The sequence below is a fragment of the Xenorhabdus innexi genome (genome assembly GCF_002632485.1).
Taxonomy (GTDB): Bacteria; Pseudomonadota; Gammaproteobacteria; order Enterobacterales; family Enterobacteriaceae; genus Xenorhabdus; species Xenorhabdus innexi.
Genome location: NZ_NIBU01000276.1, coordinates 1 through 407, shown reverse-complemented (window position 1 = coordinate 407; position 407 = coordinate 1). Strand labels below are relative to the sequence as shown.

1 pseudogene is annotated in these 407 nt (G+C 35.4%); it reads right to left on the bottom strand.

Features of this window, described 5'->3' with window-relative positions:
- A pseudogene (locus Xinn_RS22360) lies at nucleotides 1–407 on the bottom strand (hypothetical protein); the annotation flags it as partial.

Genomic DNA, 407 nt, shown 5'->3' with positions numbered 1-407 from the left:
CTGTACATTCCAGTACTTTATCTTTCCGTGCCTGATAATATTTATTATCAGAAGTTTCATGGATAGTAAAAATATACACTCCCCTTCTTGCATAATATTCCTTACCTGAACGCCAATTCCCTTGTTCATCAGGCGTGATTTCTTCCTGTTTTACACCATCAACGAGTATTATTACTTTAGGATGGAGAGTATCTTTGAATTCGCTGGTTTGTTTATCCTCTGTAGGCAGGGAAGTTCCGTAAAACTGGAGGTATACTTTATTGACAACTTCATTTATTACAGAAAAATCTTTTGATTTCAGTATAGTAACTTCGTCATTACTGTCTTTAACCGGAATATCAGCTGTTCCTTTATTTTTCGCTTTAATTTTTATAAAACCATCAGGGGCATCACTAATTGTCGTTGCC